The following is a 24,836-nucleotide window of genomic DNA, read 5'->3' on the forward strand; positions in this document are numbered from 1 at the left end:
AGTTTATCGGCGGCTGGTTTTGCCATCATCCTGGCGATGACGGGCAGGGCCAGCCGCTGCTTTCCTGCGCCATCGCCTACGCAAGGCTTCCCCTTGCGGCGTTAACCTCCTAATATTCGACTCAGACGTCAATTATCCGGCCACGACAGCGGCCGGCAGGGAATCGCCGCGCCATGCCAACCAGCCGTACCTTCACCTTACTGTTGCAACATCAACGTTACTGCGATAAACGCCAGGTCAGTCTGTTGGCGCTGGGCGTGGCGGTGGCTTTACTGTTCAGCCTTTGCGCCGGCGACCAATGGATATGGCCGTCAGAATGGTTCAGCGAACGGGCGCAACTGTTCGTTTGGCAACTGCGCTTGCCGCGCGCGCTGGCGGTGATGCTGGTCGGCGCTGCCCTGGCGGTGGCGGGCGCGGTGATGCAGGCGCTGTTTGAAAACCCGCTGGCGGAGCCCGGTCTGCTGGGCGTCGCTAACGGCGCCGGTGTCGCGCTGGTGCTGACGGTGTTGTTGGGGCACGGTTTGTTGCCGGTGGCGCTGTTGAGCGCCGCCGCGATAGTCGGTGCGCTGGCGATGACTTTCTTGCTGTTGGGCTTTGCTCGCCGGCGACGCTTGACCAATGCGCGGTTGTTGCTGGTCGGCGTGGCGCTGGGCATCGTGTGTAGCGCGCTGATGACCTGGGCCGTTTATTTCAGTACCAGTCTCGATCTGCGGCAGCTGATGTACTGGATGATGGGCGGCTTCGGCGGCGTAGACTGGCGCCAAAAGTGGCTGGTGCTGGCGCTGCTGCCGGTGTTGCTGTGGCTGTGTGGCCAGGGGCGGGTGCTCAATCTGATGGCGCTGGGCGAGGTGCAGGCGCGACAGCTCGGGCTGTCGCTGCATCTGTGGCGCAATCTGCTGGTGCTGGCGATCGGCTGGCTGGTCGGTGTCAGCGTAGCGCTGGCCGGGGTGATCGGCTTCGTCGGCCTGGTGATCCCGCATATTTTGCGGCTCACGGGCCTGACTGACCAGCGCTATCTGTTGCCGGCCTGCGCGCTGGCGGGGGCCGGCGTGTTGCTGGTGGCCGATGTGGCGGCCCGCGTTGCGCTGCTGGCGGCCGAGCTGCCGATCGGCGTGGTGACCGCCACGCTGGGGGCGCCGCTATTTATCTGGTTACTGACCCGGACAAAGGGCGTAAGGTAGTTTTCTTTATTCACCTGCCATTAAAAAACCAAAGGATGACAACCGATGAGTAAGCCAATCTACAATCTGCCGTTACAGACCATCGAAAATCAGGCCACCACGCTGGGGAGCTATCAGGACAAGGTGCTGCTGGTGGTCAACGTAGCCTCGGAGTGCGGCCTGACCAAGCAGTACGAAGGGCTGGAAGCGCTGTACGAAACCTATCGCGATCGGGGGCTGGAAGTTCTGGGGTTCCCGTCCAATGAATTTCTGGGTCAGGAGCCGGGCAGCAACGAAGAGATCCTGGCGTTTTGCCGCGGAACCTTCGGCGTGCAATTCCCGATGTTCGCCAAGATTGAGGTGAACGGCGAAGGCCGTCATCCGCTGTATCAGGCGTTGATTGCCGCCCAGCCGGAAGCTGTCGCCCCGGAAGGCAGCGAGTTCCTGGCGCGGATGACCAGCAAAGGGCGTGCGCCGAAGCACACCGGCGATATTCTGTGGAACTTCGAGAAATTCCTTATCGCACGCGACGGCACGGTGATCCAGCGCTTCTCGCCTGACACCACGCCAGAGGATCCGGCGCTGGTGGCGGCGGTGAAACAAGCGCTGGCGGGATAATACGGATGCTGCAACTCGTTGAGGTTGGGGTGGCGGGGCGCCTGGCGCCTTTTACGGCACAGATTGACGGCGGATTGCAGGTTCACCTGATCGGCCCAAATGGCGCAGGGAAGAGCACCTTGCTGGCCCGGGCGGCAGGCATGCTGCCGGGGCAGGGCGAAGTCTGCCTGGACGGACGCGCGCTGTCCTGTTATTCGGGCGACGAGCTGGCGCACCGACGCGGTTATCTCAGCCAGCAACAGCCGCCGGTGTCGCTCATGCCGGTGTTTCAGTATTTGGCGTTGCACCGGCCTGCCGGCGCGGTGCAAACCGAGGTGGAGCAAGCCATTCTCTATCTGTGCCAGCGGCTGAAGCTGGTGGATAAGCTGTCACGCATGCTGACGCAGCTCTCCGGTGGCGAATGGCAACGGGTGCGACTGGCGGCGGTATTGCTGCAGGTGTGGCCCAGCGTCAATCCGCACAGCCGGCTGTTGTTGCTGGATGAGCCGACCAACAGTCTGGACGTGGCGCAGAAAGTCGCGTTGGATCGCCTGCTGCGTGAGTTCTGCCAAAGCGGGCGCAGCGCGCTGGTGTGCGCGCACGATTTGAATCATACCTTACAGCAGGCCGATCGGGTTTGGTTGTTGCACGCTGGGCAGTTGGTCGCGCAGGGCATCACCCGTGAGGTGATGGCGCCCGGGCTGTTGTCGCAGATCTATGAAGTGGATTTCCACCTGCAATGGGTGGGGGACCAGCGTTGGATCATGACCCGTACGGCTTAACTCGCCCCGGCGGCATAAATGTAAACGAAAACTAAACGCAGTGAATATAAATAGCCGGGTAATCATCGGTTAATATTGGGCTGCCTCTCACTTTCTTATCGATTTTCTTGAAAAACGTCGATGACGTGCTACGCTTGATTCGGCAAAAATAAAATACGTAAATAATTATTAATAAATATAAGAAATTGATTTTCATAATAATTTTAAATAGATGATGGCGACACCCACCAATCAGTTGACCCACTGATGACAAGTCTCGTCTTAAGGTTTAGTTAAGCTTGCGGCCTTACATTGGCAGTTAATCCACGGAAACGATTCTTCTCTGGCGTTTAATATCCGTTAAACGAAAGGGATTTACAGTGTCATCAAAAGCAGTTCGATACGTTTGGGGTTAACTATGGATCAATTTTTGCCTTTCTCTCGTCCGGCCATCGGCGATGAAGAAATCGCCGCGGTAGAGAAAGTGTTGCGTTCCGGTTGGATCACCACCGGGCCGCAAAACCAGCAGCTGGAAAGCGACTTCTGTTCCACCTTCGGCTGTAAACATGCGATCGCCGTCAGTTCCGCCACGGCGGGCATGCACATCACGTTGATGGCGCTTGGCGTCGGCCCTGGCGACGAAGTCATCACCCCTTCGCAAACCTGGGTCTCCACCCTCAACATGATCGAGCTGCTGGGCGCCACGCCGGTGATGATCGATGTTGACCGCGATACGTTGATGGTCAGCGCCGCCGACGTCGAGGCTGCCATCACCCCGAATACCAAAGCGATTGTTCCGGTGCATTACGCCGGTGCCCCCCTGCAGATGGATGCGCTGCGCGCCGTGGCCGAACGCCATGGTCTGCCGCTGATCGAAGACGCCGCCCACGCGGTCGGCACGCGCTACAACGGCGAATGGGTCGGCGCGCGCGGCACGGCGATTTTCTCTTTCCATGCGATCAAAAACGTGACCTGCGCCGAAGGCGGCCTGATCGCCACCGACGACGATGCGCTGGCGGATCGCCTGCGTTGCCTGAAGTTCCACGGTCTGGCCGTCGATGCCTTCGATCGCCAGCAGCTGGGCCGCAAACCGCAGGCCGAAGTGGTGGAGCCGGGGTACAAATACAACCTGTCAGACATTCACGCGGCGATCGCCGTGGTGCAACTGTCGCGCTTCGCCGAGCTGAACGCGCGTCGCAAGGCGCTGGCGCAGCGCTACCTGAGCGCGCTGGAAGGCTCGCCGTTCCAACCGTTGGGCGTGCCGGATTATCCGCATGACCACGCCTGGCACCTGTTTATGGTGCGCGTCGATCCCGAGCGCTGCGGCCTCGATCGCGACCAACTGATGGAGCGCCTGAAAGAGGTTGGCATCGGCACCGGGCTGCATTTCCGTGCCGCGCACACCCAGAAATTCTACCGTGAGCGCTATCCGCAGCTTTCTTTGCCGAATACCGAGTGGAACTCGGCGCGGCTGTGCACCTTACCGCTATTCCCTGATATGACCGACGCCGACGTGGATCGCGTGGTCAATGCCTTGTCTTCTGTTGTGGAGTCTTTACGTGTCTCGCGTTGAACCGATTAAAAAAGTGTCGATAGTCATCCCGGTATACAACGAGCAGGAAAGCCTGCCGGCGTTGCTGGAACGCACTACTGCCGCCTGTAAGCAGTTATCTCAACCCTATGAAATCATCCTCGTCGACGATGGCAGCAGCGACAATTCCGCCGACATGCTGACTGCGGCGGCGGAAAAGCCGGACAGCAACGTGGTCGCTGTCTTGCTGAACCGCAACTATGGCCAGCACTCGGCCATTATGGCCGGTTTCAATCAGGTGACCGGCGATTTGGTGATTACGCTGGACGCCGATCTGCAGAACCCGCCGGAGGAGATCCCTCGTCTGGTCAGCGTGGCGGAAGAGGGCTATGACGTGGTGGGCACCGTTCGCGCCAACCGTCAAGACTCCTGGTTCCGCAAAAGCGCCTCGCGCGTGATCAATATGATGATTCAACGCGCCACCGGCAAGTCGATGGGGGACTATGGCTGCATGCTGCGTGCCTACCGTCGTCATATCGTTGAGGCGATGCTGCACTGCCACGAGCGCAGCACCTTTATCCCGATTCTGGCGAACACCTTCGCCCGTCGCACGACCGAGATCGACGTGCGTCACGCCGAGCGCGAGTTTGGCGATTCCAAGTACAGCCTGATGAAGCTGATCAACCTGATGTACGACCTGATCACCTGCCTGACCACTACGCCGCTGCGTTTGCTCAGCGTGGTCGGCAGCATCGTGGCGCTGTCCGGGTTTGTGCTGGCGCTGGTGCTGATTGCGCTGCGTCTGCTGCTCGGCCCTGAATGGGCCGCCGGCGGCGTGTTCACCCTCTTCGCCGTGCTGTTCACCTTTATCGGCGCCCAGTTTGTTGGCATGGGGCTACTGGGTGAATACATCGGCCGCATCTATACCGACGTGCGTGCGCGTCCTCGCTATTTTGTTCAGAAAGTGGTCGGTGCACAGCAGGACCACAATACTCAGGAAGAAGAATGATGAAAGCTATTGTATTTGCTTACCACGATATTGGCTGCGCAGGTCTGAAAGCGCTGACTGAGGCGGGTTATGACGTGCAGGCCGTATTCACGCACACCGACGACCCTGGTGAGAACAATTTCTTCTCCTCCGTGGCCCGTTTGGGCGCCGAATTGGATCTGCCGGTCTATGCGCCGGAAGACGTAAATCACCCGCTATGGGTTGACCGCATCCGCGCACTGCAGCCGGACGTGATCTTCTCGTTCTACTACCGCCACATGCTGAGCGACGAGATCTTGTCGCTGGCGCCGCAGGGCGGTTTCAACCTGCACGGTTCGTTGCTGCCGCACTACCGTGGCCGCGCCCCGGTGAACTGGGCGCTGGTGAATGGCGAAACCGAAACCGGCGCCACGCTGCACAAGATGGTGAAACGCCCGGATGCCGGCGACATCGTCGGTCAGCAGAAAGTGACCATCGCAGACAACGACACCGCGCTGACGCTGCACAAAAAAGTGCTGGAAGCCGCGCAGGTCGTGTTGCAAGAGCAGCTGCCGAAGCTGAAGAACGGCACCGCCACCTTCACCAAGCAGGATGAGTCTCAGGCCAGCTACTTCGGCCGCCGCACCGCAGCGGACGGCGAGATCCTGTGGCACAAGTCCGCCAAAGAGATCAACAACCTGGTACGCGCCGTCACCGAACCGTACCCGGGCGCATTCAGCTACCTCGGCCAGCGCAAGCTGATCGTCTGGCGCTCCCGCGTGCTGGATACCCAACATGATAAACAACCGGGCACCGTGCTGAGCACCTCGCCGCTGGTCATCGCCTGTGGCGAAGGCGCGCTGGAGATCGTCGCCGGCCAGAACGACAGCGGTCTGTACGTGCAGGGCAGCCGCCTGGCGCAAGAAATGGGCATCGTCACCGACGTGCGCCTGGCCGCCAAGCCGAATGCCGTAATGAAACGCCGCACTCGCGTGCTGATCCTCGGGGTTAACGGCTTCATCGGTAACCACCTGACCGAACGCCTGCTGCGTGACGATCGCTACGACATCTACGGCCTGGATATCGGCTCTGACGCCATCAGCCGCTTCCTCGACAACCCGCGTTTCCACTTCGTGGAAGGCGACATCAGCATCCACTCCGAGTGGATCGAGTATCACATCAAGAAATGCGACGTGGTGCTGCCGCTGGTGGCGATCGCGACGCCGATCGAATACACCCGTAACCCGCTGCGCGTGTTCGAGCTTGACTTCGAAGAGAACCTGAAGATCGTTCGCGACTGCGTGAAATACAACAAGCGCATCATCTTCCCGTCCACCTCAGAAGTGTACGGCATGTGCGACGACAAAGAGTTCGACGAAGACCATTCGCGTCTGATCGTCGGGCCAATCAACAAACAACGCTGGATCTACTCGGTCTCCAAACAGCTGCTGGATCGGGTGATCTGGGCTTACGGCGCCAAAGAAGGCCTGAAGTTCACGCTGTTCCGTCCGTTCAACTGGATGGGGCCGCGTCTGGATAACCTGGACGCCGCGCGCATCGGGTCTTCCCGCGCCATCACCCAACTGATCCTCAACCTGGTGGAGGGTTCGCCGATCAAACTGATGGACGGCGGTGCACAGAAACGTTGCTTCACCGACATCAACGACGGCATCGAAGCGCTGTTCCGCATCATTGAGAACCGTGATGGCCTGTGCGATGGCCAGATCGTCAACATCGGCAACCCGACCAACGAAGCGAGCATTCGCGAGCTGGCGGAAATGCTGCTGGAAAGCTTCAACAACCACCCGCTGCGCGACCGCTTCCCGCCGTTTGCCGGCTTCAAGGACGTGGAGAGCAGCAGCTACTACGGTAAAGGTTACCAGGACGTCGAGCACCGCACGCCGAGCATCAAGAACGCTCACCGCCTGCTGGGCTGGCAGCCAACCATCGAGATGAAGCAAACCGTCGCCGATACGCTGGACTACTTCTTGCGCACTACCGTTCAGGAAGGGAACGGTGCATGAAGAAAGTCGGTCTGCGGGTTGATGTAGATACCTTCAGCGGCACCCGTGAAGGGGTGCCGCAGTTGCTGGACCTGTTCGACAAGTACGACATTCAGGCCAGCTTCTTCTTCAGCGTGGGACCGGACAACATGGGGCGCCATCTTTGGCGCCTTTTGCGTCCGAAATTTCTGTGGAAAATGCTGCGTTCGAACGCCGCCTCGCTGTATGGGCTGGATATTCTGCTGGCCGGTACCGCCTGGCCGGGGCGCAATATTTCACGTGCGCTGGGGCCGCTGATGAAGCGCACCGCCGAAGCCGGCCACGAAGTCGGGCTGCACGCCTGGGATCACCAAGGGTGGCAGGCCAAGGTTGGCAAGTGGAGCGAAGCGCAGCTGACCGAACAGGTGCAGCGGGGCGTCGACGCCCTGAGCGCCAGCACCGGCCAGCCGGTGAAATGCTCCGCCGTGGCGGGCTGGCGTGCCGATACGCGCGTGCTGGAGGTCAAGCAGCGCTTCGGCTTTCATTACAACAGCGATTGCCGCGGCACCCATCCGTTCCGTCCGGTGCTGAGCGACGGGCGCCACGGCACGGTGCAGATCCCGGTGACGTTGCCGACCTTCGACGAAGTGATCGGCAGCGAAGTCAGCATGGCCGACTTCAACGACTACATTCTGCGCGCCATCGAGAACGATCGCGGCGTGCCGGTGTACACCATTCACACCGAAGTGGAAGGCATGTCGCAAGCGGCGATGTTCGAACAGTTATTGCAACGCGCACGGCAGCAGGGCATCGAATTCTGTCCGCTTAGCGCGCTGTTACCACAAGATTTGGCGTCACTGCCGTTGGGCCGCATCAAGCGTGCTCCTTTCCCCGGCCGCGAAGGTTGGCTGGGCTGTCAAACCGATGTGAAGGACGTTACATGAAGGCGCTAAAAGGATCCTGGGCCATTCTGCTGGCCGTTTTTTTTGCTCTGGTTTACCTGATCCCGCTTAACGGCCGCCTGCTGTGGCAGCCGGATGAGACGCGTTATGCCGAGATCAGTCGTGAAATGCTGCAGCGCGGCGATTGGGTGGTGCCACACCTGCTGGGGCTGCGTTATTTCGAAAAGCCGGTAGCGGGTTACTGGTTCAATAACATCAGCCAGTGGCTGTTTGGCGAAAACAACTTTGCGGTGCGTTTCGGCTCGGTGTTCAGCACCGGCATGACCGCGCTGCTGGTGTTCGCGCTGGCGATGCTGATGTGGCGCAATGCGCGCCGCGCCAGCCTGGCGGCGCTGATGTTCCTGTCGATGGTGCTGGTGTTCAGCATCGGCACCTACAGCGTGCTGGATCCGATGATCTCGCTGTGGCTGGCGGCGGCGATGGTCAGTTATTACCTGACGCTGAAGGCCTCCTCGGTCAAGGGAAAACTGGGCGCTTACGCACTGCTGGGCTTGGCCTGCGGCATGGGCTTTATGACCAAGGGCTTCCTGGCACTGGCGGTGCCGGTGATCGCGGTGATCCCGATCGTTATCCAGCAACGCCGCATCAAGGATCTGCTGTGCTATGGCCCGGTGGCGATCGTGACCGCGACGCTGCTCAGCCTGCCGTGGGCGCTGGCGATCGCGCAACGCGAACCCGACTTCTGGAATTATTTCTTCTGGGTCGAGCATATTCAGCGTTTCGCCGAAGATAATGCTCAACACAAGGCGCCGTTCTGGTATTACCTGCCGGTTCTGTTGGCGGCGGTGCTGCCTTGGCTGGCGCTGCTGCCCGGCGCGCTGCTCAAAGGCTGGCGCGAGCGCGTGCAGCGCCCGGAGCTGTTCTTCCTGCTGAGTTGGGCGATGATGCCGTTGATCTTCTTCAGCATCGCCAAAGGCAAGCTGCCGACCTACATTCTGCCGTGCATGGCGCCGCTGGCGCTGCTGATGACCGCCTATGCGGAAGACTATGCCGCCACGCTGCGCGCCAAGCTGTTCAAGGCCAATGCCTGGTTGAACGGCCTGTTCGGGCTGATTGGCATCGTGGCGCTGGTGGTGTTGAGCTCCGGTCTGCTGCCGAAAGCGCATCTGTTTACTCCCCAAGAGTGGCCGAAAGTGGTGCTCGGCCTGATCGCCTTCGGTGGTTGGCTGCTGTTCGCATTGGTTTCCGCACGCGATAACGGCCGCCAATGGCGCTGGGCGGCGGCTTGCCCGGTGCTGCTGTGCCTGGTGATCGGTTACGCCATTCCGCAACAGGTGACCGATTCCAAACTGCCGCAAAACTTCGCCCGCGCCACGATGGCCGAGCTGGGCGACAGTCGTTACGTGCTAAGCGACAGCGTTGGGCTGGCGGCCGGCCTGGCCTGGGAGCTGAAGCGCAGCGACGTGCTGATGTACAGCCAGAAAGGCGAGGTGGCCTATGGTCTGGAGTATCCGGACGCCAAAGGCCACCTGATCAGCGATGCCGATTTCCCGCAGTGGCTGGCGCAGGCGCGTAAGCAGGGGAACGTATCGTTGGTGCTGCAACTGTCACGTGGCGAAGCGCTGCCGCAGGAACTGCCTGCCGCAGACAAGGTGGATCGCATGAACCGCCTGGTGCTGATGTGGTATAAACAGCAACCATGATCGGTTTTCTGTTGGTGATAGTGGTCAGTCTGCTCACCTGTGGTGGGCAGCTGTGCCAGAAACAGGCGGCGCACTGTTGGGAACGGGCGGGCGAGGCGCGGCTGAAACAGACGCTGCGCTGGCTGGCGCTGGCGGTGCTGCTGCTGGGGCTGGGCATGGCGGTGTGGCTCAATGTGCTGCAACGTCTGCCGCTCAGCCTGGCTTACCCGATGCTCAGCCTTAACTTCGTGATGGTGACGCTGGCGGCGCGCTGGCTGTTTCATGAGCCGACGACCGCTCGCCACTGGTGCGGCGTGGCGTCGATTATGCTGGGGATCCTGCTGATGAGCGTGCATTCATGAAGGGCTATGCCTGGGGCGCCGCCAGCGTACTGCTGGTGACGCTGGCGCAGTTGCTGATGAAGTGGGGCATGGTGCAGATCCCGCTGATGTCGTTCGCCGATGTCTCGTTGGCGTTGATCGGCAATTACTGGCTACCGCTGCTGGCGGTGGGCGGCGGCATCTTCGGCTATGCGCTGTCGATGCTGTGTTGGTTTTTCGCGCTGCGCCATCTGCCGTTAAATCGTGCTTATCCTCTGTTGAGCGTTAGCTACGCGCTGGTCTACCTGGCGGCGGTGATCCTGCCGTGGTTTAACGAGTCCGCTACGCTGCTGAAAACGTTGGGCACGCTGTTTATTCTGTTCGGCGTCGGGCTGATTAACAGCAAATCCGAGACAAAATCGCCGGAATAGGGGCTAAACCGGCGATCCTGCTATTATCTCCCTCATGGCGCTTGCCTTTTTCCCCGTGCGGGAGATAAATTAACGCCAAATAGCGCTCTCCTTACGTGGTGCCGGCTTTGCCTCGCAGGCGGTGTGGTGGTGTACCGGATGGCATAATGCGGCAACGTGTTCAATGAAGGGATATTATGCGGATGCGTGTGTGGTTTTTATTAGCCAGTTTGATCCTCGCCGGTTGCAGCAGCCATGCGCCGCCGCCCAGCGGCCGCCTGGCGGATTCTATCGTGGTGGTGGCCCAACTCAATGAACAACTGCGCCAGTGGTACGGTACGCCATACCGTTACGGCGGCCTGGATCGCGGCGGCGTAGATTGCTCCGGCTTTGTTTACCGCACGTTCCGCGATCGCTTCGACATGCAACTGCCGCGTTCGACCGAAGAACAGACCTCACTGGGTACCAAGGTCTCACGCGATGAGTTGATGCCGGGCGATCTGGTGTTTTTCAAAACCGGCGGCGGTGAGAACGGCCTGCATGTCGGCATTTACGATACCAATGACCAGTTTATCCACGCTTCGACCAGCCGCGGGGTGATCCGCTCCTCGCTCGATAACGTCTATTGGAAGCGTGTGTACTGGCAGGCGCGACGCATTTAACCTTAACCCGTTGATTTGGTGTATCATGGCGGCATCTCGTGTTTTGAACGGTGCCTGCCATGAACAGCCTGCGTTTACTGATCTCCGACTCCTACGATCCCTGGTTCAACCTGGCAGTGGAAGAGTGCATCTTCCGCGAAATGACCACGCAAAAAATTCTCTTCCTGTGGCGCAATGCCGAAACGGTGGTGATTGGTCAGTCGCAGAACCCCTGGAAAGAGTGCAATACCCGGCGCATGGAGCAGGATGGCATTCGGCTGGCGCGGCGCAGCAGCGGCGGCGGGGCGGTATTTCACGACCTGGGCAATACCTGCTTCACCTTTATGGCCGGCAAGCCGGGCTACGACAAGAGCGTCTCGACCGACATCATTCTGCAAGCGCTGCGGGAGCTGGGCGTGGCGGCCAGCGCATCGGGGCGTAACGATCTGGTGATGGAAACCGCCGACGGGCCGCGCAAAATATCCGGCTCGGCCTATCGAGAAACGCAGGATCGCGGTTTCCATCACGGTACGCTGCTGCTGAATGCCGATCTGGAACGGTTGGCGGACTATCTCAATCCGGATCCCAAAAAGCTGCAGGCCAAGGGGATTACCTCGGTGCGTTCGCGCGTCGCCAATCTGGCGGAGTTTTTGCCGGGTATCAGCCATGCGCAGGTATGCGACGCCATCGTACAGGCCTTCTTCGCCCACTATGGCGAGACGGTCGAGCCGGAGATTATTTCGCCGGACGTGTTCCCCGATCTGCCCGATTTTGCCGCGCAGTTCGCCAAACAGAGCAGTTGGGAATGGAATTTTGGCAAGGCGCCGGCGTTCAGCCACTTGCTTAACGAGCGTTTCGTCTGGGGCGGCGTAGACTTGTTCTTCGATGTGGAGAAGGGGGCGATTGTTCGCGCGCAGGTGTTCACCGATAGCCTGAATCCCGCTCCGCTGCAGCGGTTGGCGGACATGCTGGTGGGCTGCGCGTACCGCAGTGAGCCCGTCGCCGCCTGCTGTGACCGACTGATGGCGGAGTATCCTCAACAGGCGGCCGAATTAGCCGAGTTGCGGCAATGGCTGAGCGAAACGATCCGTTAGCCGGAGTGGGAATGGTGAAGGGGATGAGCGTGCTCATCCTTTTTTTATCGCTGAAATCGGCGTTTAGCAGGGGCGTAGCGCAGATTTTCTGAAAATCAAGATGGGCACTTTTTTACATTTTCAATGCCGAGAATAACGGGCGGAATTGATGCGTTATTAAATTTAATCAGTCGTCGTTAACGGTAGGAAAAATCCGCGTTAAGGAGGAAAGATTATTTTACTTTATTTAAGATTTTTCTTAAATAAAACAAGGGAGATAAGTCAAATTTAGCCGCCAATCCATTCAACTTAAGCCAAATACCTTTCCACATAACGCGTTTGGCGGTCGCTATGGCATAAGTCAGGTTGCTTTTCTTTGCGCCTTTCACGATTGTCGTATAGCTTTAATCTATCAATTAAATGATATTTCATGGGTATTTACATTGATATTTCCGATTAATCCCAGAGGGATTGATCGATAAAATATATTGATATACGATGATACGCTAGCCATTCATCCTGTGGCATTAAAATGAACATCCAACTCGAAGCTGACTTTATTAGTAGCTATGTTTTGCAACCTGTTTACTCAATGGAGGGCGGGCTGTTGGCGGTTGAAATGTTGAGCCGTTTCAACAGTCTCGACGGTGATTTAGCCATGCCGGCCGAAATTGGGATTAATTTATTGACGTCTGAACAAAGGATTGAGTTATTTAATGAGCAATTGAAACTTGCGGAGCAGCATTCGGCTTGGTTTACCGGTAACAACGTGCAGTTGACCATCAATATCGAAGAAACCATCGTCGAACTTATTCTTTCTGATTCGGCGTTATGTCAACGGATCGGGCAATATCCTTTTATTGCATTTGAAATCAGTGAGAGTTTTCCGAATCTTTCGGCCGGGAAGAACAACCCGAGCGTGCGGCGATTAAGCGAAATGTTTTCGCTGTGGCTCGATGATTTCGGTTCCGGTAAAGCCACGTTGACCGCGCTGTACGATGGTTTGTTTGACTATGTAAAGATAGACAAGCGTTTTTACTGGCAGCTGTTTACCCATCAGGGATATGACGTGGTCATCGACTCGTTGTTAAAGAATATCAACCTGTTATGTAAAGGCGTAATCGTCGGAGGAATAGAGAAAAAAGAGTACTTTAATAAACTCAGATACGCCGGTGTTTTAGGCCTGCAAGGTTTTTTATGGCCCAGCGTTGGTGTGGATAATCTGCAAGCTTTGCTGGCGAGGCCCAGCGAGTTCAATAATTAAGAAGTGATATAAAAAACTACACACAATGAGGTAAATAATGCACGGGGTGAGGTTACTGTGATCCCGTCGCCGTTATTCGCCATCGCTTTATGCTGATAACTGCGTTTGTCAGCCGACGTTAAAGCGCGTTTCCTCAGCTGAGGGGCAACGCCAAACTCCCCGCATCCGCCCTGGTGACAGGCGGATGCGTTCTCCCTGCATTCCTTCGGTGTTAATCCGCCCGTTCAGGCTCTACACTACGCTGAAACGGAGGGCCTATGCCGCAGTTCGATAACGCTTACTACCAACAGTTACCCGGTTTCTACACCGCCCTGAACCCGACACCGCTCAAGGATGCACGCCTGCTGTACCACAGCGAGCCGCTGGCACGCGAGCTGGGGCTGGATGAAAGCTGGTTTACCCAGGATAAAACCCCCATTTGGGCGGGAGAATCGCTGCTGCCCGGCATGCAGCCGCTGGCACAGGTGTACAGCGGCCACCAGTTCGGCGTGTGGGCCGGGCAACTGGGTGATGGCCGCGGCATTTTGCTGGGCGAACAGGTCATGGCGGATGGCAGCCACCGCGATTGGCACTTGAAGGGGGCCGGGCTAACGCCATATTCACGCATGGGGGATGGCCGCGCGGTGCTGCGTTCGGTTATCCGCGAGTTTCTTGCCTCTGAGGCGCTGCACCATCTGGGGATCCCCACCACCCGAGCGTTGACTATCGTCACCAGCCAGCAACCGGTATATCGCGAGCAGCCAGAACGCGGCGCCATGCTGATGCGGGTGGCGGAAAGCCATGTGCGCTTCGGCCACTTCGAACACTTTTATTACCGTAAACAGCCGGAGCAAGTGCGGCAGCTGGCGGATTTCGTCATCGCCCGTCACTGGCCACAGTTGCAGGATCTGGCTGAGCGTTACCTGCTGTGGTTTACCGACGTGGTCGAACGCACGGCGCGTTTGATCGCCCATTGGCAAACCGTCGGTTTCGCCCACGGCGTGATGAACACCGACAATATGTCGATTCTCGGTATCACCATCGATTACGGCCCTTATGGCTTCCTGGACGACTACCAGCCCGGCTATATCTGCAACCACTCCGATCACCAGGGGCGTTACGCCTTCGACAATCAGCCGGCGGTGGCGCTGTGGAACCTGCATCGCCTGGCACAAACCCTGTCTGGGTTGATGACCACCGAGCAGCTGCAGCAGGCGCTGTCGGCGTATGAGCCGGCGCTGATGCGCGCCTACGGTGAACAGATGCGCGCCAAACTCGGCTTCTTCACGCCGACGGCGCAGGATAATGACGTGCTCACCGGTCTGTTGAGCCTGATGGCGCAGGAAGGGCGGGACTATACCCGCACGTTCCGCTTGTTGAGCGAGACCGAACAGCAGCAGGCGCAGTCGCCGCTGCGCGACGAGTTTATCGACCGTGCGGCGTTCGACGCCTGGTATCAGCAGTATCGTCAGCGCTTGCAACAGGAACAGGTCAGCGATGCGGAACGGCAACGGGCGATGAAGGCGGTGAACCCGCGCCTGATCCTGCGCAACTATCTGGCGCAGCAGGCGATTGAGGATGCGGAGAAAGACGACGTGGGCCGTTTGCGGCGGTTGCATCAGGCTCTGCTGAGGCCGTTCGACGATGCGCCGGAGTATGACGATCTTGCTGCGCTGCCGCCGGATTGGGGCAAACATCTGGAGATTTCCTGCTCCAGTTGAGATGAAAAAGGGCGCCTCATGGCGTAATGCTGGTCAGTTAGCGTTTTTATGCAGGCGTTCGTGAAATTTTCGGTCGATAAAAGTGAGATGCCCCATGTGGCTCCCACACCTCGACCGAGCCAGGGGCCGAAGGCGCGGCCCCTGGCAACCCGCGCCTTTGCCCTATCAGACGGTTGGCTTTGCCAACTCCCCTCTCTCCGCCATACCGCATTGAGGCCGGTTGCGACAGGCGTCCCTGCCTGTCTCACCTGAAACCGCCGTCCATGGCGGTTTCGCCTAATGCGCTATGCCTGCGTTCGGCGTCTTCAAGGGCGCCCAACACCGCGCTCATCTCCAACTTCTCTACCAGAACCTCATAAGCGACAGATTTCCCGGTAGCAGCCAGCTCAGGTGTTGACCTTGGGCGCGCATCACCGGCTGCCGAGCAAGACGGCGTTGTCAGGGTCAACCGGCCAGGGAAGGCCAGTTGAGGCGAGACTAACAGGGACGTTTGTCGCAGCAGACCCGCCCGACAACGCAGACGCGGCGAGGACAAATCTGCCGGGAGCAGATTTGAACGCTGCTTGCAGCGGCCCCGAAGGGGCGAGGCCCAGGATGGGGCGAGTAATTTCCGCGTAGCGGACAGATGGTGTTAAGCGAAGGTGCGGGTGGAGGGGTCGCGCCATCGGCCCCTCCAATTGCCGTTCATATTGGCCACAGAGAAATGCGGACATTTACGGCAATTCCCCAGCACAGAACGCCCAGAGGCTGGATAAAAAAATGCCACTCAGGATTAACTGAGCGGCATTACGCCTCATGGCGCCCTTGAACGTTTCATTGTCGCAGATAGACCTGCGGCAGAGACACTTCGGGATGATGCACCACGCCGAGATCGGCCTGATACCAGCGGGTGAGGATCTCCGTCTGCAGGACCTCTTGCGGCGTGCCGCTCGCCACCAGACGTCCCTGATGCAACAGCAGGATCCGATCGGCATACAGCGCCGCCAGATTGAGATCGTGCAGCACGCAGCAGACGCCCAGCGGCTGTTGACGTGTCAGCGAGCGCAGCAGGCGCAGGGTGTGCTGCTGGTGATACAGATCCAGCGCCGAGGTCGGCTCGTCGAGAAACAGCCAGGCGGGAGACGGTTGCGGTTGCCACAGCTGCGCCAATACCCGCGCCAACTGCACCCGCTGCTGTTCGCCACCGGACAACCGGCGGTAATCGCGCTGCGCCAGCGCCAGGCAGTCGGTTTGTTCCATCACCTGTTGGATCGCCTGATGCTCGTCGCGTTTGCCGTGCGGCGATCGCCCCATGCTGACCACTTCTTCCACGCTGAAGGGAAACGCCAGATCGCTGTACTGGCGCATCACGGCTCGGACTTTGGCCAACTGTTGCGGCGCCCAGTGTTCCAGCGGTCGGTCGAGCAGCCGGCATTCGCCGCAATCCGGCGTCAGATAGCCGGTCAGCAAGCGCAACAGCGTCGATTTGCCGGCGCCGTTAGGGCCGATAATCGCCACCATCTCACCGCTGGCGAGGCTGAGCGAAACGTCGTTGATCAAGCGGCGCGTACCGAGGCTGTAACGCAGCTCTCGGGCTGTCAGGCAGGCGGCGTTATCCACCGGTTCGCTCCCGCTGGCGCATCACCAGCCACAAGAAGTAAGGACCGCCGATCAGGCTGGTCATCAAGCCTACCGGCATTTCGGCCGGCGCCACCAGTGTGCGCGCCAGCGTATCGCTGACCAGCAGCAGGCAGGCGCCGCCCAGCGCGGAGCAGGGCAGTAGCCAGCGGTGATCGCCGCCAAGGCGCATGCGCACCAGATGTGGCACCACCAGACCGACGAAGCCGATCACGCCGCTCATCGCTACCGCCGCGCCGATCAGCAGGGCGCTCAGCAACAGCAGCTGCAGCTTGGCGCGCTGGACGTTCACCCCGAGGTAGTGGGCCTCTTCGTCCCCCAGCTGCAACAGATTCAGCCGGCGCGCCTGCAACAGCGTCAGCAGCGCCGTAGGCAGGATCAGCGAGGCGGAAACGGCCAGCGTCGGCCACTGCGACTGGCTGAGGCTGCCCATCATCCACAGCGAGAACTGGCGCAGCTGTTGATCGCTGCTGATGTAGGAGAGCACGCCGATGGCCGCCATGCACAGGGCGTTGATGGCGATGCCCGCCAGCAGCAGCCGCGACAGATTGCCGTGCCCGCTGCGGCTGATGCCGTAGATCAAAAGCGATACCAGCAGGCTGCCGAGGAACGCCGCCAGCATATGGCCGTATAGCGCGATCGTCACCGGCAACGCCAGCGGCATCACGATGAACAGGGCGACAAACAGCGCGCCGCCGCTGCTGATGCCCAGAAGGCTCGGATCCGCCAGCGGGTTGCGGAACAGCCCCTGCATCACCGCGCCGGACACTGCCAATGCGCAGCCGATCACTACTGCCAGCAGCACGCGCGGCAGACGAATGTTCAGCCAGATGTGCCAGGCGGCGTCGCTGAAGGGTTCGCGCCACAGGGTGCGAAACGACAGCGTCAGCGCGCCCAGGTTGGCGGCGACCAGCGCCAGCAACGTCAGCAGCACCAGCAGGCCGATGATGGCCAACTGAGGCGAGGTGCGACTGCGCATTACTTTTGCTCCGCCGCGTGGCGCAGTTTGGCCAGCGCCGCCGGCGTTTCCAGACCGAAGCCCAGCAGCGCCATGTCATCGACGATCAGTACGCGGCGCTGCTTACCCGCCGGCGTCAACGCCAGGCCCGGCAGCGTCCACAGCTGCTGTTCGCCGCCGAGGGTGCGCACGCCGTCGGTGGTGACCAGCAACAGATCCGGCGCGCTGGCGATGACGCCTTCCTGCGACAGCGGACGGTAGCGGTCAAAGCCCTGCATGGCGTTTTTCAGTCCGGCGGCGGCGATCACCGCGTCGGCGGCGGTGTGTTGCCCGGCAGCCATCGGCGTAATGCCGCCGTGGCTCATCACGAACAGCACCTTGACCGGCAGCGGAGAGGTATCGACCGCCGCCAGCTGCTGTTGATAGCGCTCGCTCAGCTGTTTGCCTTGCTCAACGCGTTGCAACGCGGCGGCGATCGTAGCGATTTTCTGCGGCACCGCCTGCAGGGTGGTGTCACCCGGCACGCTGACCACGTTGACGCCGCTGTCCGCCAACTGTTTGAGCACCAGCGCCGGCTGCGCCAGCTCGGTCGTCAGCACCAGCGTCGGTTTCAGCGCCAAAATGCCTTCGGCATTCAGCTGGCGCATGTAGCCGACGTCCGGCAGCTTTTTCACCGCCGCCGGGTGCAAGCTGGTGCTGTCACGGGCGATCACGTCGTCGCCGGCGCCGAGTGCGAAGGCGATTTCCGTCACGTCGCCGCCGATCGAGACGATGCGCTGCGCCGCCGCGGCGGTGAGCGGCAGCGCCAGCGTCATCATCAGCGTCAGGCGGCGGATCAAGGAAGATTTCATGCGGCGATGTCCTTGGCGGCGAGCGCGGCAACCTGCTCGCGCCACTGGGTTTGTTCCGGCTGGCCTTCGGTACGCTGGCCATACAGCTGCGCGATCTGCGTGCCGTCGGCGGCGAACAGCTCCAGGCTGGTGACGATGCCGTCCTTGGTCGGTTTGCGGGTGATCCAGCTTTCGGCGATGGCGCCTTCAATCAGGTGCAGCGTGAAACGGCGGTTGAACACGTTGATCCAGCCTTCCTGCGGCATCAAACGTTCGATCTGGCCGGTGAAGATCTGCACGCAACCGCGGTTGCCGACGAAGATCATGATCTCGTTTTGCTGCTGCTGCGCCGCTTGCAGCAGCTGCGAGAGCGCGCTGTTGTCTACCTGATAGGCCAGATCGTCGCCGACGGCGCGGAAGGCCTGCTGGCGCGTGAGCTTATTGCGGCTCAGCAGCTGGAAGAACTGATGAACGTCGGTCATCGCGCGCCATTCACCGTCGATTTTGGCATGATCCTGCGTCGTTTCATCCGCGGTGCTCACCTCGGCGGGTTGCAGCGCCAGCGCCGGGTTTTCTTCGCTCAGGTGGCGCTCCACCAGCGCCATCCAGGCCGGCAGATCGGTCTCTTCGGTGGTGTAGACCTTGTGCAGCGCATCGCCCTGTTGGTCGAAGAACTGGATGCTATGGCGCACGCCGCGCTTGTTGGTTTCGCTCATAGCGAAAACGCTGGTCCAGTGGTTGAGGAACAGGCGCAGATCCAGCTCGCGCGGGTTGAGGATCAGCCCGGCGTGGCCGTTGAGGTGCTGGTTGCGGTAGCGGCCCATCTGCTCATGCACCGCATAGCTGTTGCGGGTGATGGACTTGGTGACGCCGACCTGCTCAAGCTCGGTCAGCAGGGTGCGCGCGTCGGCCTGCAGGCGGCGAGTGTCGTGGCCGACGCGGGCGTGCGTCAGCTCCGCTTCGCTGACGCCAAGGATCGCCGCCAGATCGCGGGCGTATTTGCCGGGGTGGTCGATTTTAGCCTGTTGGTAGCGTTCGTATAGGGTGTTGCTCATGCGGGATTCTCCTGCGCTGTAATGCGAACGGCGGACAACCGGGTTGTCCGCCAGATAGTCAAATGATTACCACTGGTAGCTGACCAGCAGTTTGGCGTTGCGGCCATCCTGCGGGACGCCCTGCGGCGAGTAATATTCTTTGTCGAAGGCGTTGCCCAGCACCACGGTGGTGGTTACGCCCTGCAGCCGATCGCGGCCCTTGTAGCTCAGATAGAAGTCGTTGACGCCATAGCCGCCTTGTTCCGGCGTCCCCGTTTGGACACGGGTGGCGCGTTCGGCGAAGGTGGTGACCCAGCCGGCGGACAAACCGGTTTCGCCCAGCGGCACGTCCAGCGAACTGGTGACGGTATCCGGGCTGATGTCGGCCAGCCAATCGCCGCTTTTCGCGTTCAATTCGCCATTGCGAGACTTGTCCTTGCCGCGTGTGCGGTTGTAAGCCAGATCCCAGTTAAACCACTTGGTCTGGTAGTTCAGCGAGGTGTCCCAACCCCAAATCTTGGCGCGAGAGATATTCGCTGAGGCGGTCTGCGTGCGAGTGACATACATGAAGATGTAGTCTTTGGCGTCGGTATCGAAGTAACTGGCCTTGAATTGCAGGCTGTCATCCGCCAGCAGCAGATCGTCGAAGCGCAAGCCGAAACCGGCTTCGGTGGTGCTGGTGGTTTCCGGCCGCAGATTCGGATTAGGCACCCAATAGTTGCCGGGGAAGTGACGCGAATCGTTGTACATCTCGCCCATGGTCGGGGCGCGGAAGGCCTGGGAATAGGAGCCGAACAGCATCAGCCAGTCGGTCGGCGAGTAGCTCAGGGCCCCGCGGGACGACCATTTGTCGGCCTTGACGTCTTCGTGGCCCTGGCTGCTGCCTTTGTAATCGTCGTAGCGCGTGCCGGCCAGCACGGTGATCGGAATGTCGCGCAGCGTGATTTCATCCTGCAGCCAGCCGGAGGCGAAGTTGATCTTGGCCTGCGGGAAACTGGTAGTGGCGCCGCCCGGCTGCTGTTTCTGTTCATACACTTCGGAGCCGTAGGTCAGCAGGTGTGACGCAAAGCTGTCGGCGAACAGACGTGTGCGGTTTTCCAGCTTGCCGCCGTTGGTGGTCTGCTTGCGGAATTCGTCGGTCGCACCGGCGTTGTGCGCATTGATTTTGACTTCCGAGGTGTACAGTTTCGCGGTGGCGTCCAGCCAATCCTGGCCGACCGGCTTGAGCTTATAGCTCAGAGCGGCATCACGCTGGAGGGTGGAGCGGTTGGTCATCGGGTTGCCGCTCGAGCTGCCCGGCGTCTGCGGGTTTTTCGGCTCCTGGGCGCTGTTGTTGTAGTAGCGCAGATCGCCGCTCAATGACTGATTGTCGTCGATTTTCCAGGTGCCTTTTGCCAGCACGTTGCTGATGGTTTCGTCGTTAGGCGCATCGAAGCCGTTGCCCTGACGCAGATTACCGACGTCGCGGGTACCGAACGACAGCAAACCGTCGAGGTTATCGGTCTTGCCGTAGGCGCTGGCGCCCATGCCCAGGCTGTGATCGCCGCTGCCGGCGGTGCCGTAGACGCGGAACCCGGTATCGTGGCCCGGCAGCAGCAGATCGGCGGCATCGACGGTCTCGTAGGCGATGACGCCGCCCAGCGCGCCGCTGCCATACAGCAACGCAGAGGGACCGCGCACGATTTCAATGCGCTTGACCAGCGCCGGATCGAGGAAGGTGCCGCCGATGTGGCCGGTATCGGTCCCCTGGCGGATGCCGTCGACCAGCGTCAGCACGCCGTTTTTGCCGTAGCCGCGCATCGTTACGTCCTGACCGTTGCTGCGCCCGGTGCCGTTCACGGTGATGCCCGGCACGCGGCGCAGCATATCGGCGGCCGAGGTGGCGGTCTGGCTTTCTGGCGAGTTGCCTTCGATGACCGTGACCATCATCGGCGCTTCAAAGCTGCTGCGTTGGTTACCGGTGGCGACCACCGTCATGGTCTCGTCGGCGGCTTTGGCTTTTTTAGCCGGCGCCGCGTTGGAAGAGGATGTTGTGCTGGTGTTTTGTGCCAAGGCCACCGTAGGCAGAGCGCAGGCAATCGCCAGACTCAAAGCGGAAAAACGCAGCCGGGTGGAAAATGTCAGAGGCATGGTGCAACTCTCCGTATGTAATAAAACATATCAATAGATTTGCTGGCTGCCTGGATCAACCGATCGGGGTGGCTGGCGTTTGAGGGTTCTATGGTTATTTGGTCAGGATCAATTTCCCGGCTTTGGTTTGCCGCAGCTGATAGCGCTGGCCCTGATGGGTAATGAACGCGATGCCGTCGGTGCCGAGCAGCTGTGCGCTGTCGTAGCTGGGCGGCGCGTTTGCGCTGTGCTCGGTCGGGGCCGCGGCGGCGGGGGTAGGCGTGTTGGCAGTATCCATCATCATTGTGCTTATAAAACAGACCATTAAATGGTAATTAATATCAAACTGAGAATCATTATCATGTGAAGGAAAGGTTACATCAAGGAAAATTTTCTTACCGATGGAACCTTTTTGTCGAACGGACATCCGGCGGCGGGCCGAGCGCACTCGGCCCGTAAAAAAGGGGCGTTATTTCAGCAGGGTTTCGATGCGGTCAAACAAACGCTCGGGCTTAGTGATCGGCGCAAAGCGCGTGATACGCTGGCCGTCGGCGGTGAGCAGGAATTTGGTGAAATTCCACTTGATGCGGCGGCTGCCCAGAATGCCGGGTGCCAGGCGTTTCAGCTCATTGAACAGCGGGTGCGCGCCGGGACCGTTAACGTCTATCTTGCTGAACAGCGGGAAACTGACGCCGTAGTTGAGGCTGCAAAAGTTGGCGATCTCCAGCGGACTGCCCGGCTCCTGAGAACCAAACTGGTTGCAGGGGAAGCCGAGCACCACCAGGCCGCGTTCGCGATAGTATTGCCACAAATTTTCCAGCCCACGGTATTGCGGGGTGAAGCCGCACTTGCTGGCGGTGTTGACCACCAGGTAAGCGCGCGCCGGGAAATCGCCCAGCGTTTTTTGCTCGCCCTGCAGCGTGACGCAGGGGATGGATAACAGAGAGTGAATCATGCCGGGGCTCCCAGTGCGTTTCGGCGGGCGCTAAAGCGTTGCAATCAGTATAGATGAGTGGGGCAGAAGGAATAAAGCCGGGGGCGTGGCCCCGGCCTCTACTGGGTTAGAAACGGCTATCAACCGCATCCGCCAGCATCGCCAGCAGCTGCTCGCTGTCGGACCAGCTCAGGCAAGGATCGGTGATCGACTGGCCATAGGTCAGCGGCTGGCCGGCGACGATTTTCTGCGTGCCTTCCACCAGGAAGCTTTCCGCCATCACGCCGGTGATGGCGGCGGAGCCGGCGCGGATCTGCTGGCAGACGTTGTCGGCCACTTCCAGCTGGCGACGGTGCATTTTCTGGCAGTTGCCGTGGCTGAAGTCGATCACCAGGTGTTCAGGCAGATCGAACTCGCGCAGGCTGTCACAGGCGGCGGCGATGTCGCTGGCGTGGTAGTTCGGCGTTTTTCCGCCGCGCATGATGATGTGGCCGTACGGGTTGCCGCTGGTCTGGTAAATGGTCATCTGGCCATGTTTGTCCGGCGACAGGAACATGTGCCCGGCGCGCGCCGCGCGAATGGCGTCGATGGCGATGCGGGTGTTGCCGTCGGTGCCGTTTTTGAAGCCGACCGGGCAGGAGAGCGCCGAGGCCATTTCACGGTGGATCTGGCTTTCGGTGGTGCGCGCACCGATGGCGCCCCAGCTGATCAGATCGGCGATGTATTGGCCGACGACCATGTCCAGGAATTCGGTGGCGGTCGGCAGGCCGAGCTGGTTCACTTCCAGCAGCAGGCGGCGCGCCATTTCGATGCCGCGGTTGACCTGGAAGGTGCCGTCCAGCGCCGGATCGGAGATCAGGCCTTTCCAGCCGACGACGGTACGCGGTTTTTCGAAGTAGGTACGCATCACGATTTCCAGACGATCCTGGTAGCGTTCGCGCAGGGCGTTTAACCGGCCAGCGTAATCGACGGCGGCGTCGAGATCGTGGATGGAGCAGGGGCCGATCACCACCAGCAGGCGGCGGTCTTCACCGGTGAGGATTTTTTCAATGCGTTTTCGTGACGCTGTCACGTTGTCGGCGACGGCCGCCGAGATCGGCAGCTTGTCTGCCAACGCTTGCGGCGTGACGAGGCTGTCGATGCGCGCGGTCCGCAGTTCATCTGTTTTGTGCATGTTGTTCCCTGGAAACTGTTCTTCTCTGCGGCAGGAGTGCCGGGAAGTGATGGCGATCACAATAACGCAAAAAGCGCTGAATTCAACCGTAGAGATTGTGTTCTGTTGATCAAAACCGCGAAAAAAAGCACAAAAAAATCAGCTGCTGTTGAAATAAACGGCAGGCGGCGGGGCACGGCGGCCCCGCGAGAAAATGATCAGAACATGCGGCGACTCATACCGAGGATGTCGAGGATTTTGGTGGAAATCTCTTCGACAGAATAATTGGTGGTATTGAGGTAGCGGATCTGATTTTTGCGGAACAGCGCCTCGACCTCGGCGATCTCCATGCGGCACTGGCGTAATGAAGCGTAACGGCTGTTTTCACGCCGCTCTTCACGGATCGCCGCCAGGCGTTCCGGATCGATGGTCAGGCCGAATAATTTATGCTGAAACGGTTTCAGCGAGGCCGGCAGGTGCAAATTATCCATATCGTCGGCGATAAACGGATAGTTGGCGGCGCGAATGCCGAACTGCATCGCCAGATAAAGGCTGGTGGGGGTTTTGCCGCAGCGCGACACGCCGAGCAGGATCACCTGCGCCTGATCGAGGTTGCGCAGCGAAATGCCGTCGTCATGCGCCAGGGTATAGTCGATGGCGGCAATGCGCGCGTCGTACTTGCCGAGGTTGCTGGCGGTCAGGCCGTGGGTGCGGTTCGGCACCGGCGTCGGTTCCACTTCCAGCTCGCCCTGCAGCGGGCCGACCAGCGCCTGCACGATATCCTGGCAGAAGCCCTGGCTCTGCACGATCACATCGCGCACTTCCGGCGAGATGATGGAGTAAAACACCAGTGGCCGCACGCCGGTTTGATTATAAATATCATCGATTTGCTGGCGAACTGCGCGCGCGCGCGCCTCGGTTTCGACGAACGGTAGGGTAAAGGTGGTCGCCGTGACCGGAAACTGCGACAGCACCGCGTGCCCCAACACTTCGGCGGTGATCGCCGTACCATCCGAAATATAAAAAACGCTTCTTTCCACCCGAGGCTCCTTACCTGAAAACGGTGTTCCTGCTGTCATCACTGTCAATATCATGGGCCGCGGACGATCCGTCGGTAAAGGGGGGAGGGAAAAAATTGTGACGGCGGGACGGTAAAGCGCTTTGCGCCGGCGCGTGAAGAAAAGCGCGTTTTGCCGGCGGTAAAAATTGTG

23 protein-coding genes are annotated in these 24,836 nt (G+C 60.0%); 14 read left to right on the forward strand and 9 right to left on the reverse strand.

The genetic code is table 11. The annotated features are described in order from the left end of the window. The first annotated feature begins 173 nt into the window (after positions 1–173). The 14 genes from btuC to ACMGGW_RS09565 all read left to right on the forward strand — a co-directional run bounded on the left by btuC (position 174) and on the right by ACMGGW_RS09565 (position 14,990). Positions 174–1,181: a vitamin B12 ABC transporter permease BtuC gene (btuC, locus tag ACMGGW_RS09500; protein WP_197833445.1), complete on the forward strand. Its 1,008-nt coding sequence runs from the start codon at positions 174–176 to the stop codon at positions 1,179–1,181. Positions 1,182–1,226: 45 nt separating this feature from the next. Continuing rightward, positions 1,227–1,778 carry a glutathione peroxidase gene (locus tag ACMGGW_RS09505; RefSeq protein ID WP_025302621.1) on the forward strand — a complete coding sequence of 184 codons (552 nt, stop codon included), beginning with the start codon at positions 1,227–1,229 and terminating at the stop codon, positions 1,776–1,778. A 5-nt stretch (positions 1,779–1,783) separates the two neighbouring features. After that, positions 1,784–2,539, forward strand: coding sequence for a vitamin B12 ABC transporter ATP-binding protein BtuD (gene btuD / locus ACMGGW_RS09510; RefSeq protein ID WP_167324268.1), 756 nt, complete (start codon positions 1,784–1,786; stop codon positions 2,537–2,539). 397 nt (positions 2,540–2,936) lie between these two features. After that, on the forward strand, positions 2,937–4,091 hold the full coding sequence (gene arnB, locus ACMGGW_RS09515; RefSeq protein ID WP_025302623.1) for a UDP-4-amino-4-deoxy-L-arabinose aminotransferase: 1,155 nt from the start codon (positions 2,937–2,939) through the stop codon (positions 4,089–4,091). Continuing rightward, positions 4,078–5,058, forward strand: coding sequence for an undecaprenyl-phosphate 4-deoxy-4-formamido-L-arabinose transferase (arnC, locus tag ACMGGW_RS09520; protein ID WP_025302624.1), 981 nt, complete (start codon positions 4,078–4,080; stop codon positions 5,056–5,058). The genes arnB and arnC overlap by 14 nt, the downstream gene beginning before the upstream one ends. Further along, positions 5,058–7,040 (forward strand): bifunctional UDP-4-amino-4-deoxy-L-arabinose formyltransferase/UDP-glucuronic acid oxidase ArnA, encoded by a 1,983-nt coding sequence (arnA, locus tag ACMGGW_RS09525; protein WP_049210229.1) that lies wholly within the window; start codon positions 5,058–5,060, stop codon positions 7,038–7,040. The genes arnC and arnA overlap by 1 nt, the downstream gene beginning before the upstream one ends. Continuing rightward, complete coding sequence (gene arnD / locus ACMGGW_RS09530) at positions 7,037–7,942, forward strand: 4-deoxy-4-formamido-L-arabinose-phosphoundecaprenol deformylase (protein WP_043143382.1); 906 nt, start codon at positions 7,037–7,039, stop codon at positions 7,940–7,942. The genes arnA and arnD overlap by 4 nt, the downstream gene beginning before the upstream one ends. Beyond that, complete coding sequence (arnT, locus tag ACMGGW_RS09535; protein ID WP_025302627.1) at positions 7,939–9,603, forward strand: lipid IV(A) 4-amino-4-deoxy-L-arabinosyltransferase; 1,665 nt, start codon at positions 7,939–7,941, stop codon at positions 9,601–9,603. The genes arnD and arnT overlap by 4 nt, the downstream gene beginning before the upstream one ends. Then, positions 9,600–9,944, forward strand: coding sequence for a 4-amino-4-deoxy-L-arabinose-phosphoundecaprenol flippase subunit ArnE (gene arnE / locus ACMGGW_RS09540; protein WP_025302628.1), 345 nt, complete (start codon positions 9,600–9,602; stop codon positions 9,942–9,944). The genes arnT and arnE overlap by 4 nt, the downstream gene beginning before the upstream one ends. Then, a complete protein-coding gene (arnF, locus tag ACMGGW_RS09545) occupies positions 9,941–10,333 on the forward strand; it encodes a 4-amino-4-deoxy-L-arabinose-phosphoundecaprenol flippase subunit ArnF (protein WP_049205166.1) in 393 nt (130 codons plus the stop codon). The genes arnE and arnF overlap by 4 nt, the downstream gene beginning before the upstream one ends. A 176-nt stretch (positions 10,334–10,509) precedes the next feature. Continuing rightward, positions 10,510–10,974 carry an NlpC/P60 family protein gene (locus ACMGGW_RS09550; RefSeq protein WP_016927954.1) on the forward strand — a complete coding sequence of 155 codons (465 nt, stop codon included), beginning with the start codon at positions 10,510–10,512 and terminating at the stop codon, positions 10,972–10,974. A gap of 59 nt (positions 10,975–11,033) precedes the next feature. Next, entirely contained in the window at positions 11,034–12,047 is a 1,014-nt protein-coding gene (locus ACMGGW_RS09555) for a lipoate--protein ligase A (protein ID WP_043143387.1), read from the forward strand. 511 nt (positions 12,048–12,558) lie between these two features. Next, positions 12,559–13,290 (forward strand): EAL domain-containing protein, encoded by a 732-nt coding sequence (locus ACMGGW_RS09560; protein WP_025302631.1) that lies wholly within the window; start codon positions 12,559–12,561, stop codon positions 13,288–13,290. 257 nt (positions 13,291–13,547) lie between these two features. Continuing rightward, a complete protein-coding gene (locus ACMGGW_RS09565) occupies positions 13,548–14,990 on the forward strand; it encodes a protein adenylyltransferase SelO (protein ID WP_060432953.1) in 1,443 nt (480 codons plus the stop codon). Between the two features lie 813 nt (positions 14,991–15,803). Here the strand turns inward: ACMGGW_RS09565 and ACMGGW_RS09570 are convergent. The 9 genes from ACMGGW_RS09570 to ppsR all read right to left on the reverse strand — a co-directional run bounded on the left by ACMGGW_RS09570 (position 15,804) and on the right by ppsR (position 24,704). Beyond that, a complete protein-coding gene (locus tag ACMGGW_RS09570; protein ID WP_025302633.1) occupies positions 15,804–16,589 on the reverse strand; it encodes a heme ABC transporter ATP-binding protein in 786 nt (261 codons plus the stop codon). Next, on the reverse strand, positions 16,582–17,586 hold the full coding sequence (locus tag ACMGGW_RS09575) for a FecCD family ABC transporter permease (RefSeq protein ID WP_089180832.1): 1,005 nt from the start codon (positions 17,584–17,586) through the stop codon (positions 16,582–16,584). The genes ACMGGW_RS09570 and ACMGGW_RS09575 overlap by 8 nt, the downstream gene beginning before the upstream one ends. Further along, on the reverse strand, positions 17,586–18,416 hold the full coding sequence (locus ACMGGW_RS09580; RefSeq protein ID WP_049205164.1) for a heme/hemin ABC transporter substrate-binding protein: 831 nt from the start codon (positions 18,414–18,416) through the stop codon (positions 17,586–17,588). Before ACMGGW_RS09580 ends, ACMGGW_RS09575 begins: the two co-directional genes overlap by 1 nt. Further along, complete coding sequence (locus ACMGGW_RS09585; RefSeq protein ID WP_025302636.1) at positions 18,413–19,450, reverse strand: hemin-degrading factor; 1,038 nt, start codon at positions 19,448–19,450, stop codon at positions 18,413–18,415. The genes ACMGGW_RS09580 and ACMGGW_RS09585 overlap by 4 nt, the downstream gene beginning before the upstream one ends. 66 nt (positions 19,451–19,516) lie before the next feature. Next, positions 19,517–21,559, reverse strand: a complete 2,043-nt coding sequence (locus tag ACMGGW_RS09590) for a TonB-dependent hemoglobin/transferrin/lactoferrin family receptor (protein WP_197833444.1) — start codon at positions 21,557–21,559, stop codon at positions 19,517–19,519. A gap of 94 nt (positions 21,560–21,653) precedes the next feature. Beyond that, positions 21,654–21,836 (reverse strand): hemin uptake protein HemP, encoded by a 183-nt coding sequence (hemP, locus tag ACMGGW_RS09595; protein ID WP_043141213.1) that lies wholly within the window; start codon positions 21,834–21,836, stop codon positions 21,654–21,656. Between the two features lie 171 nt (positions 21,837–22,007). After that, positions 22,008–22,493: a glutathione peroxidase gene (locus ACMGGW_RS09600; protein WP_025302639.1), complete on the reverse strand. Its 486-nt coding sequence runs from the start codon at positions 22,491–22,493 to the stop codon at positions 22,008–22,010. Positions 22,494–22,599: 106 nt separating this feature from the next. Beyond that, complete coding sequence (locus tag ACMGGW_RS09605; RefSeq protein ID WP_004931381.1) at positions 22,600–23,646, reverse strand: 3-deoxy-7-phosphoheptulonate synthase; 1,047 nt, start codon at positions 23,644–23,646, stop codon at positions 22,600–22,602. A gap of 197 nt (positions 23,647–23,843) precedes the next feature. Then, positions 23,844–24,704 carry a pyruvate, water dikinase regulatory protein gene (ppsR, locus tag ACMGGW_RS09610; protein WP_161781785.1) on the reverse strand — a complete coding sequence of 287 codons (861 nt, stop codon included), beginning with the start codon at positions 24,702–24,704 and terminating at the stop codon, positions 23,844–23,846. Between the last annotated feature and the right edge of the window lie 132 nt (positions 24,705–24,836).

It is taken from the genome of Serratia sp. BNK-4 (assembly GCF_048685115.1).
GTDB lineage: Bacteria > Pseudomonadota > Gammaproteobacteria > Enterobacterales > Enterobacteriaceae > Serratia > Serratia bockelmannii.